Below are 10184 nucleotides of genomic sequence, written 5' to 3'. Positions count from 1 at the left end.
CGCCGATCTCATCATCGTTCCACACCCGGATCGCGCCCCAGCTCATCCGGTCGGGATCGTAATAATCGGCGAAGCTGAAGTGATGGCGGGCGTTGAGCCAACCGTGATCGGCGTGGCCCAGGCTGGCGAACGGACGCCGCTCGACGCGGCTGTTGGTCATGGTGGTCATCGGGTGTCTCCCTTGGTTGCCGCCAAAATAGGGGGCGCCATGATCGCGTAAATGGAAACGTTGGAAACGGATTGTTTCTGAGTTAGAAGGTGCGGATGCGACTTCCCGATTTCGAGGCCTGGGCCATCTTCGCGTGCGTGGTCGAACATCGCTCGTTCAGCGGCGCGGCGGAGGCGATCGGCCTGAGCAAGGCCACCGTGTCAAAGGCGATCACCCGGCTGGAGACCGCGCTGGGCACCGCGTTGTTCCACCGCACCTCGCGCCGGCTGTCGTTGACCGAGAGCGGAAAGGCGCTGGCCGAGCGCGCGCACCGCATCCTGGCCGAGGCGCAGGCGGCGGAGGAGATCGCCCGCGATGCCGCCACCGCCCCCGCCGGGCTGGTCCGCGTCGCTGCGCCGGTGACGTTCGGCACGCGCTTCGTCGGCCGCGCGGTCGCCGACTTCCTCACCGCGCATCCCGGGATCGAGATCGACCTGCGGCTGTCCGACGCCAAGGTCGATATCGTCGCCGAGGGGTTCGATATCGCGCTGCGCATCGCCGAACTGCCCGACAGTTCGCTGCGCGCGCGGCGGCTGGCGCCGGTCGCGGGGCGGATCGTCGCCGCCCCGTCCTATCTGGCGGCGCGCGGCACGCCGCGCCACCCGGCCGACCTCGGCGAACATGCCTGCCTGCGCTATGCCAACCTGCCCGGCGCATGGCATTTCAAGAAGGCCGACGGCGAGGAAGCGGCGGTGCGCCCCAGTGGCCCGCTGATCACCGACAACGGCGACGTGATGCTGCCGACGCTGCGCGCCGGACTGGGCATCGCGCGGCTGCCCGACTTCATCGTCGATGAGGATCTGGCGGCGGGCACGCTGGTCGAGATCCTGCCCGAATGGGCGACGCTGGGCATCGCGCTGCACCTGCTGACCCCGCCGGGATCGTTAAGACCGGCCCGGGTGGAGGCGCTGATCGCGCACTTCGCCACCACCTTCAAGACGCTGTGCACCGCACCGCACAATATGGCGCGACTCGCGGAGTCAGGCCGGTTAGGAAGAAATTAACCTTTTGCCTTCAGACCTGCTTAGGTTAATACTTCGCCTTAATGAGCAGCGGCCGGGGGTGGCCGTCTGTCGTCCGGGCAAGGGGACCAACGGATGCGCGTGCTGCTGATCGAAGACGAGCCGTCGACCGCCAAGGCGATCGAGCTGATGCTCACGACAGAGGGCTTCAACGTCTATACGACCGACCTGGGCGAGGAAGGCCTCGATCTGGCGAAGCTGTATGATTACGACATCATCCTGCTCGACCTGAACCTGCCCGACATGCACGGCTACGACGTGCTGAAGAAGGTCCGCGTCGCCCGCGTGCAGACGCCGGTGCTGATCCTGTCGGGCATCAACGAGATGGACAGCAAGGTGCGCTCGTTCGGCTTCGGCGCCGACGACTATGTCACCAAGCCGTTCCACCGCGAGGAGCTGGTGGCGCGCATCCATGCCGTCGTCCGCCGATCGAAGGGCCATTCGCAGTCGGTGATCAAGACCGGCAAGCTGGCGGTCAATCTGGACGCCAAGACCGTCGAGGTCGACGGCGCCCGCGTTCACCTGACCGGCAAGGAATATGCGATGCTGGAGCTGCTGTCGCTCCGCAAGGGCACGACGCTGACCAAGGAAATGTTCCTCAACCACCTCTATGGCGGGATGGACGAGCCCGAACTGAAGATCATCGACGTGTTCATCTGCAAGCTGCGCAAGAAGCTGAGCATGGCGACCGACGGCGAGAATTACATCGAGACGGTGTGGGGCCGCGGCTATGTGCTGCGCGATCCCGACGAGCAGATTGTCGAGGAACCGGTCGTCCAGGTCGCCTGACGATCGACCGATCCGGCGATCCATCCGGTCACCCGACCACCAAAAGGCCGCGGCATCCATCGGACGCCGCGGCCTTTTTGTTTCGGGAGGAATGGCAGCGGCGGGGAGCATCCCGGGGCGGATCGCCATCCAAGCGGTAGAAGTCCATCCCGATGAAGGCCGGGACTCAGAGCGGCAAGCGGCGGCCAGGATCGCGGATCAAGTGGTACGACACCAAAAAGGCGTGCATCGATCTCCGATATTCGTGAATGTCGATCCGCCCTCGCCCCTGCCCGTCCTGCGATCGATCGCAACAGTCATTGCGAGCCTGGCGAAGTCGCGAGAGGCAATCCAGCGCCGCCCGAGTGCGCGCGGCCTCGCCTCTCGCAACGATGGTAGGATTCGAGCGTCCGCACCGGAACGCGTGCCGGCCGCACGGATCGTGTCCGGTAGCGCGGTTCAGCCCGGCCGGTCGGTTTCCGCCGCCCAGCGCGCCAGCGTCTCGAGCGGGAGCGGCAGGTCGAACGCGACCCCGGCGTAGCTTTCATCGCGCCAGCGAACGGTGCCGGAGACCGGCGGCAGGCCGGCGATGCGGAAAACCAGCTTCTGGTCGATCGCGGTGCTCTCGATCGCGCGGAACTTGAGCCCGCCTTGCGAGATGTCGCACACCTGCACCGGATAGACGCGGACGCCGCTGCGCATCATCGCCGGCATTCCCACCGCGAGGCGCGGCGCGCGCGGATCGAACTGACCGGCGACGTCGCCCTCACCCGCCAGGAACGCGACGATGTCGATCTTGTCCTCGAACTCCACCCCGGCGGTATCGCCCCGCGTCCAGCGGACCTCCCCTTCCAGCTGGCGGCCGGACTTGAATTCGACGACGACATGCTCGCCGACCTGCGCGGCTGAATAGAAATGGGCCATGACCCCGCCCGAGGAGATGTTGCGGATCACGCAAAGCTCATCGCCATGCGCACGCACCACGCGGGCGACCCGCAACACGGTGACATGGCGCCGATCGCCACGACGCTCCGCCGCCGCCGGATTGCCAGCAGCCGGGCCGTCGCCAATGCCGTCCTTCTCGTTCTCGAACACGGCTCAATACCCATGCGCGTCGTTGCCGCACGTCGGAGGCACATCGCCCCCGCTCCCCCGCACAGCATCGCCCGCCGATCTTCGCCCGGAAAGCTTAACGACTGGTATTCCGCGTACCGGTCACGCCGAGATATTCCCTCAATCCACTGAATAACAACGGAATATAAAAGATACCAGGTCGCACCGTTATTTGCGTTCCCACACCTTTTCACCCCCCACCCAGGTTTCGAGCACGCGCGTCTGACCCAGATCGGCGGGGGTGGCGAGCGTGGGGTCGCGATCGACGATGATGAAGTCGGCGCGCAGCCCCGGCGCGAGCGTGCCGAAGCGATCGTCGGCGAAGCCGGCATAGGCGGCGTCGCTGGTGAAGGCTTTCCACGCCGCCTCACGGCTGACCTTCTCCTCCGGGCGCCAGCCGCCCGGCGGCTGACCCTGCGCGTCCTCCCGCGTGATCGCCACCGCCCAGCCGACGAAGGGGTTGGGATTTTCGACCGGATAGTCCGATCCGAACGCCAACCGCGTTCCCAGCTTCTCCATCGTCGCCCAGGCATAGGCGCCGCCCAGCCGCGCCGGCCCCAGCCGCGCCTCCGCCATCCGCCAGTCGCTCGATTCATGCACCGGCTGCATCGACGCGATGATGCCGTGCTGGCCGAACTTGGCGATATCGGCGGGATCGACGATCTGGGCGTGCTCGACGCGCCAGCGCCGATCGCCCTTGTACGTCGCCGACAATTCCTCGATCGCGTCGAGCACCTGGAGGTTGGCGTGATCGCCAATCGCATGGACCGCGATCTGGAACCCGTCCATCGCACCACGGCTCATCAGGTTGAGCAACTGGTCGTCCTTCAGGAACCCCAGCCCGCTGTTGCCGGGCGCGTCGGCATACGGCGCCTTCAGCCATGCCCCGCGCGAACCGAGCGCGCCATCGGAATAGAGCTTGATCCCGCCCATCCGCAGCCGATCGCCGTACAGCCACGGCGTCGGGCCGGTGCCGCCGACCTTCAGCGCGGTCTCGACGCCGCCGCCATAGGCCATGATCCGCACGCGCAGATAGCCGCCATCGCCCATGCGGCGATAGACCAGCCAGTCGTCGACGCTGGTGCCCATGTCGGCGGTGGCGGTGATGCCCAGGCTGAGCAACTGTTCCTGCGCCTTGAGAAAGGCGACGTTGCGGTCGATCGGAGTCGGCGGCGGCAGCTTCGCCTCGATCAGCGCCATCGCCGCGTCGACGAACACGCCCGACGGCTGGCCGTTCGCCAGCCGTTCGATGCGGCCGCCGGGTGGATCGGCGGTCTTGGCGGTGATCCCCGCCGCGCGCATCGCCGCGCCGTTGGCCCAGCCGGCATGGCCGTCGGCGCGCTGGAGCCAGACCGGCTTGTCGGCGACCACCGCGTCGAGTTCCGCCGCGGTCGGAAAGCGGCCGAGCTGCCACACCTCCTGGTTCCATCCGCCGCCGATCAGCCACGCGCGGGTGGTGTTGGCGGCGGCATAGGCACGCAGCCGATCGAGCGCCCCGGCCAGCGACGTCGTCTCGAACAGGTCGAGCGACATCGCGCGGAAGCCCAGGTCCATGACATGGCCGTGCGCGTCGATCATGCCGGGGATGGCGACGCGCCCCTTCATGTCGGCGCGCCAGTCGAGCTTGTCGGGGCGCTTGTCGAACTTCTGCAGCAGCCGCACCACCTTTCCATCCGGCGAGACGAGGATTCCGGTGAAGCGGATCTGGTGCCCGTCCTTGTCGAGCGCGACGCCGTCGACATTGTCGATCAGCGCGTCGGCGTGAGCGGGCGCGGCGACGGCGATCGACAGGGCGATCGCGGCGATCGCCGACACGCCCAGCCGGTGGATGGCGAACATTGCGGAGCCGATGGATATCTGCATGCGTTCAGGCATATTGTCCGCACGACGATTTGGCGAGAGTTGGTTGATGATGCGACGCATGAAGCTCGCGGTGCTGGCCGCGTTCGGTGGATTGACCGCCTGTGGCGGCGCGACGGACGCGCCCGCCGGCAACACGGTCGCCGCGCCGGCCGGCGAACCCACCGTCGCCAACGCCGTTCCCCCGACGCCGGAGGCTCCGGCCGCCGCGGCGAGCAAAACCGAGATCAAGACCGACGACTTCAGCTTCGCCTACAGCTATCCGGCCGCCGCCGCCGCGATCGGCCCGTTGCGCGCATGGTTAGACAAGGACCGCGACACGCTGCGCGCCGTGCTGGTCAAGGACACCGCCGATGCGCGGCGCGAGGCCAAGGCGGGCGATTTCCCCTATCGCGCCTATGACAGCAGCGTCGAATGGAAGACGGTGACTGACACCCCGCGCCTGTTGAGCCTGTCGGCACAGACCTATGCTTATACCGGCGGCGCGCATGGGATGCCGGGTTACGCGGCGATGGTGTGGGACAAGGTGGCGGGGCAGCGGCTCGACCCGGTCGCGCTGTTCACGTCGAAGGAGGCGATCCAGACGGCGCTGGGCGCGGGATTCTGCGACCGGCTCGACACCGAACGCGCCAAGCGGCGCGGCGAGCCGGTGAAGCGGGGCAAAGGCGACGACGATCCGTTCAACGACTGTCCGAAGGTGGAGGAGGCGACGCTGATCCTCGGCTCCACCGACCGCGCCGCAATCAACCGCATCGGCCTGCTGGTCGGCCCCTATGTCGCCGGCCCCTATGCCGAGGGGTCTTTCGACCTGACGCTGCCGGTGACGCCGGCGGTGCTGGCGGCGGTCAAGCCGGAATACCGCGACGCCTTCGCCGCGCGGTAGGCCGACGGCCGGAGCGGTTTCCCGACCGCGCTAGCCGCGATCCCGCCGCACGATCCGCCGCACCAGCGCGCTGGTATCCTGTCGCCCGCCGCCCAGCGCCTGCACCTCGGCATAGAATTGGTCGACCAGCGCGGTTACCGGCAGCAGCGCGCCATTGCCCTTGGCCTCGTCGAGCGCCAGGCCGAGATCCTTGCGCATCCAGTCGATCGCGAAGCCGAAGTCGAAGCTGTCCTCGCCCATCGTCTTCCAGCGGTTGACCATCTGCCAGCTCTGCGCGGCGCCGCCCGACACCGCCTCGAACACGCGGTCGAGGTCGAGGTCCGCCGCCTGGGCGAAGCGCAGCGCCTCGCTCAGCCCGCCGAGCACCCCGGCGATGGCGATCTGGTTGACCATCTTGGTGGTCTGGCCCGCGCCGGCCGCGCCGACATGGACGATGCGCGCGGCATAGGCATCGATCACCGGCCGCGCCGCGTCCATCGCCGGATCGGTGCCGCCGCACATGATCGACAGCGCGCCGTTCTCCGCGCCGGCCTGCCCGCCGGAGACCGGCGCGTCGATCACCAGCAGCCCGCGCGCCTCCCCTTCCGCCGCCAGCCGCCGCGCGATCGCGGCGGATACGGTGGTGTGGTCGACGAACAGCGCGCCCGCCGCCATCGCGGCAAAGGCGCCGTCGGGGCCGAGCGTCACCTCCTCCAGATCGGAATCGCGCCCGACGCAGCTGATCACCACCGCCTTGCCCGCCGCCGCCTGCGCGGGGGTGTCGGCCAGCGCGCCGCCGTGCGCGGCCACCCATGCCTCGGCCCTGGCGCGGGTGCGGTTGTAGACGGTGACGTTGTGCCCGGCGGCGGCGAGGTGGCGGGCCATCGGCGCGCCCATCACGCCCAGCCCGAGATATGCGATGTCGACCATGCCGCCCGCATAAGCGGCATTCCCCCCCGGCGCCAGATGGTCTAGGCGGCTGCGATGCCTACCCGTCCCGCCCGCATCGAACAGCCCCTGCCCGTCACGATCGAGGATGTCCGCGCCGCGGCGGAACGGATTAGCGGCGCGGTTGTGCGCACCCCCACGCTGCACAGCAAGACCTTGAGCGACCTGACCGGCGCGACCGTCTACCTGAAGTTCGAGAACCTCCAGTTCACCGCCGCCTACAAGGAGCGCGGCGCGCTCAACACGCTGCTCCAGCTCGACGAGGCGGCGCGGGCCAAGGGCGTGATCGCCGCATCGGCCGGAAACCACGCGCAGGGCCTGGCCTATCACGGCGCGCGGCTGGGCGTCCCGGTCACCATCGTCATGCCCAAGCCGACACCGACGGTGAAGGTGGCGCAGACCGAAAGCCATGGCGCGCGGATCGTGCTGCATGGCGAGACGTTCGACGACGCCTATGCCCACGCGCGCAAGCTGGAGCGCGAGGAGGACCTGACCTTCGTCCACCCGTTCGACGACGCCCGCATCATCGCCGGCCAGGGCACCGTCGCGCTCGAGATGCTCGAGGACGCGCCCGAAATCGACACGATGATCGTGCCGATCGGCGGCGGCGGCCTGATCTCGGGCATGTCGGTGGCGGCGCGCGGCGGCACCCGCGAAGTCCAGATGATCGGCGTCGAGGCCGAATTGTACCCGTCGATGTACAACCGCCTGCACGGCACGCGGCTGGCGTGCGGCGGCGATACGCTGGCCGAAGGGATCGCGGTCAAGGAACCGGGCGAACTGACCGCGCAGTTCGTCGAAGCGCTGGTCGACGACGTGCTGCTGGTCAACGAACGCCGGCTGGAGGAAGCACTCAGCCTGCTGCTCCAGATCGAGAAGACCGTGGTCGAGGGTGCCGGTGCCGCCGGGCTGGCGGCGCTGCTCGCGTTCGGCAGCCGCTTTCGCGGGCGTACGATCGGCATCGTGCTGTGCGGCGGCAACATCGACACGCGGCTGCTCGCCAACGTGCTGCTGCGCGATCTCGCCCGATCGGGCCGCCTCGCCCGCCTGCGCATCCGGTTGCAGGACCGGCCCGGCGCGCTGTTCCATGTCGCGCGCATCTTCGACCAGGAAGGCGTCAACATCATCGAGGTCTACCACCAGCGCGTGTTCACGTCGCTGCCCGCCAAGGGGCTGGTGACCGACATCGAGTGCGAGACGCGCGACCGCGCCCACCTCGACCGGCTGATCGCCGCGCTGCGGCTGGCGCATTACGAAGTGAGCCTGGTCGAACTGGCGTAGGGTAAACGCGGCCCCACCCACCGGCTTTCCGCCGACCCGAATCGAAACCGCGACGAAGCGAGTCCATCGACTCTATCCGCAGAATCCCGATTCTGTCACACTATGTGCGCGTGACGTTCCGTTCGCGCGCTTCATCGATATCGGACCGGCATTAACCCTCTTTTGTGGTAAAGCGGCTTTTCATCACGAATCCAGCGTATCATAGTGGCCCCGAACGACGCATTCGCACGTCGATCAAGGGGTTGGACGGTGACCGCACCTTTTCGTTTTCCACGTTTCTTCGTGACCGCGCCGTCGCCGTGCCCGTACCTGCCCGGCCGGCAGGAACGAAAGGTGTTCACTGAGCTGAACGGCCAGCATGCCGGCGAGCTGAACGATGCGCTGGGTCGGATCGGTTTCCGCCGCAGCCAGTCGGTCGCCTATCGGCCGAGCTGCGCGGGCTGCACCGCCTGCGTTTCGGTGCGCGTGGTCAACGACGGGTTCACGCCCAACGCCAGCCAGCGCAAGCTGCTGCGCCGCCACGCCGATCTTCAGGTCCACGCGTGCCGCCCGTGGGCGACCGACGAGCAATACCAGCTGCTGCGCCGCTATCTGACGCAACGCCACCCCGGCGGCGGAATGGCGCAGATGGACGAGGGCGATTACGCCGACATGGTCGAGCAGAGCCCGGTCAACAGCTTCGTCGTCGAATATCGCGAACCGACCGACGACGGCAGCAACGGCCGGCTGGTCGGCGCGTGCATCACCGATCAGCAGGCCGACGGGCTGTCGATGATCTACAGCTTCTTCGACGGCGATGAGACCGGGCGTTCGGGCCTGGGCAATTACATCATCATGGACCACATCCTGCGCGCGCGCGCCGCCGGGCTGCCCTATGTCTACCTCGGCTATTGGGTGAAGGGGTCGGAGCGGATGGCGTACAAGACGCGCTATCGCCCGATCGAGGTGCTCGGCCCCAGCGGCTGGGCGCCGTTCGACCCCGATGCCGACGCGGTGCCCGCCCATGCGCCACGGGTCCGCGAACTGGCCTGATCGCCATGCCCGACCCGGTGGATCACGCGTCGCCGCCCATCGCCGCGACCTGGACGTCGACCATCAGCCGTTCCTCGCCCTGCCCCAGCCGCGATCCCGCGACCGGCGCGGCGCCGGTGGCGTCGAGCGCGACCGCGACCCGCACGTAATTGGGATCGGCGCAGATGCCGTGCGCCGGATCGAACGCGATCCAGCCCAGCCCGTCGACATGCGCTTCCGCCCAGGCATGCGGCGCCGGCTGGTGCGCGCCGTCGCGGCGATAGCCCGAAACGTAGCGCGCGGGGACACCAGCGGCGCGCGCGGCGGCGATCAGGATATGCGCCAGGTCGCGCGCCGATGCGCTCCAGCCGGGAAACACCTCCGCCGCGCCGCGACCGTCGTCGTGATGCGCCGCGACCCTGTCGAACCGCTGGTGGATCAGCCCATTGAGCTGGTGCAGCCGGTCGAGCAGCGGCGCGTCGCGCGCGGTCGCCTCCGCGGCAAAGGCGAGCAGTTCGGGGGAGCCCTCGGTCCGCGTCGTCACGCGGCGATAGAGCGCGGGCGGCAGCGGTTCCTGCGCACCGTGGACGATCCCGGCCTCGCCGGCGGTCAGCACCTCGCCCTGCACGTCGATCGCCAGCCCGTCGAGCGGACCTTCGGCATAGAGCGTCGTCACGATGTTGCCGAAGCCGTCGCGCGCCCGGCGCAGCCGCGCGTCGCAATCGACGCCGATGTGCCAGTCGACCACCGTCTGATCGATCGAATCCTGCGGCGTCACCCGCAGCAACTGCACCACCCGCGCCTGCGGCTCCGAGAAATGATAGCGCGTCTTGTGATCGATCGAGATGCGCATCAGGCGAACTTGAACTGCCGGGCGACGGCGTCGTGCAACTCCTGATTGTCGGCGATGAACCGTTCGAGATATTCGTGGAGACCGCCGGCGATGACGTCGCCCGAACGGACGCGCTGCATCGCCGCGAGCCGCGCCCGCGCCATCCGGTCGGCCTCACCCTGCAATCCGGTGCGCTGGCTGAGCAGGGTCATCACGTTGACCGCTTCCTCGACACAGCCGGCCATGCTGCGCGGCAGCTCGAACCGGGCGATCAGCAAG

General features: G+C 68.4%; 10 protein-coding genes. 5 read left to right on the top strand and 5 right to left on the bottom strand.

Annotated features, from left to right (window positions below):
- The first annotated feature begins 264 nt into the window (after positions 1 to 264).
- Both VNR91_RS05780 and ctrA read left to right on the top strand, forming a co-directional pair.
- Positions 265 to 1212, top strand: coding sequence for a LysR family transcriptional regulator (locus tag VNR91_RS05780; protein WP_325489827.1), 948 nt, complete (start codon positions 265 to 267; stop codon positions 1210 to 1212).
- A gap of 93 nt (positions 1213 to 1305) precedes the next feature.
- Positions 1306 to 2019 (top strand): response regulator transcription factor CtrA, encoded by a 714-nt coding sequence (gene ctrA, locus VNR91_RS05775; RefSeq protein WP_325489826.1) that lies wholly within the window; start codon positions 1306 to 1308, stop codon positions 2017 to 2019.
- 438 nt (positions 2020 to 2457) lie between these two features.
- On the opposite strand, the gene VNR91_RS05770 is transcribed toward ctrA, so the two are convergent.
- Both VNR91_RS05770 and VNR91_RS05765 read right to left on the bottom strand, forming a co-directional pair.
- Entirely contained in the window at positions 2458 to 3093 is a 636-nt protein-coding gene (locus VNR91_RS05770; protein ID WP_325489825.1) for a PilZ domain-containing protein, read from the bottom strand.
- Between the two features lie 186 nt (positions 3094 to 3279).
- Positions 3280 to 4950: an amidohydrolase gene (locus VNR91_RS05765; RefSeq protein ID WP_325489828.1), complete on the bottom strand. Its 1671-nt coding sequence runs from the start codon at positions 4948 to 4950 to the stop codon at positions 3280 to 3282.
- Positions 4951 to 5023: 73 nt separating this feature from the next.
- Between VNR91_RS05765 and VNR91_RS05760 the strand changes: the two genes are divergently transcribed.
- Entirely contained in the window at positions 5024 to 5854 is an 831-nt protein-coding gene (locus tag VNR91_RS05760) for a DUF4163 domain-containing protein (RefSeq protein WP_325489824.1), read from the top strand.
- A 30-nt stretch (positions 5855 to 5884) separates the two neighbouring features.
- On the opposite strand, the gene VNR91_RS05755 is transcribed toward VNR91_RS05760, so the two are convergent.
- Positions 5885 to 6763 (bottom strand): NAD(P)-dependent oxidoreductase, encoded by an 879-nt coding sequence (locus tag VNR91_RS05755; protein ID WP_325489823.1) that lies wholly within the window; start codon positions 6761 to 6763, stop codon positions 5885 to 5887.
- Positions 6764 to 6817: 54 nt separating this feature from the next.
- Here VNR91_RS05755 and VNR91_RS05750 point away from each other — a divergent pair, with 54 nt between their 5' ends.
- Both VNR91_RS05750 and VNR91_RS05745 read left to right on the top strand, forming a co-directional pair.
- On the top strand, positions 6818 to 8062 hold the full coding sequence (locus VNR91_RS05750; protein WP_325489822.1) for a threonine ammonia-lyase: 1245 nt from the start codon (positions 6818 to 6820) through the stop codon (positions 8060 to 8062).
- Positions 8063 to 8311: 249 nt separating this feature from the next.
- Entirely contained in the window at positions 8312 to 9094 is a 783-nt protein-coding gene (locus VNR91_RS05745) for an arginyltransferase (RefSeq protein WP_325489821.1), read from the top strand.
- A 22-nt stretch (positions 9095 to 9116) separates the two neighbouring features.
- On the opposite strand, the gene VNR91_RS05740 is transcribed toward VNR91_RS05745, so the two are convergent.
- Positions 9117 to 9926 (bottom strand): transglutaminase family protein, encoded by an 810-nt coding sequence (locus VNR91_RS05740; RefSeq protein ID WP_325489820.1) that lies wholly within the window; start codon positions 9924 to 9926, stop codon positions 9117 to 9119.
- The coding region (locus tag VNR91_RS05735; RefSeq protein ID WP_325489819.1) for an alpha-E domain-containing protein at positions 9926 to 10184 on the bottom strand (259 nt) is incomplete at its 5' end. The genes VNR91_RS05735 and VNR91_RS05740, both read right to left, overlap by 1 nt.

The organism is Sphingomonas sp., assembly GCF_035555815.1.
Lineage (GTDB): Bacteria > Pseudomonadota > Alphaproteobacteria > Sphingomonadales > Sphingomonadaceae > Sphingomonas.
The sequence above is the reverse complement of the archived record's forward strand: the minus strand, read 5'-3'. Positions and strand labels throughout refer to the sequence as shown.

Coding starts and splice junctions, on each gene's coding strand:
- VNR91_RS05780 (WP_325489827.1), top strand. CDS start 265: ATGCGACTTCCCGATTTCGAGGCCTGGGCCATCTTCGCGTGCGTGGTC.
- ctrA (WP_325489826.1), top strand. CDS start 1,306: ATGCGCGTGCTGCTGATCGAAGACGAGCCGTCGACCGCCAAGGCGATC.
- VNR91_RS05765 (WP_325489828.1), bottom strand. CDS start 4,950: ATGTTCGCCATCCACCGGCTGGGCGTGTCGGCGATCGCCGCGATCGCC.
- VNR91_RS05760 (WP_325489824.1), top strand. CDS start 5,024: ATGCGACGCATGAAGCTCGCGGTGCTGGCCGCGTTCGGTGGATTGACC.
- VNR91_RS05755 (WP_325489823.1), bottom strand. CDS start 6,763: ATGGTCGACATCGCATATCTCGGGCTGGGCGTGATGGGCGCGCCGATG.
- VNR91_RS05750 (WP_325489822.1), top strand. CDS start 6,818: ATGCCTACCCGTCCCGCCCGCATCGAACAGCCCCTGCCCGTCACGATC.
- VNR91_RS05740 (WP_325489820.1), bottom strand. CDS start 9,926: ATGCGCATCTCGATCGATCACAAGACGCGCTATCATTTCTCGGAGCCG.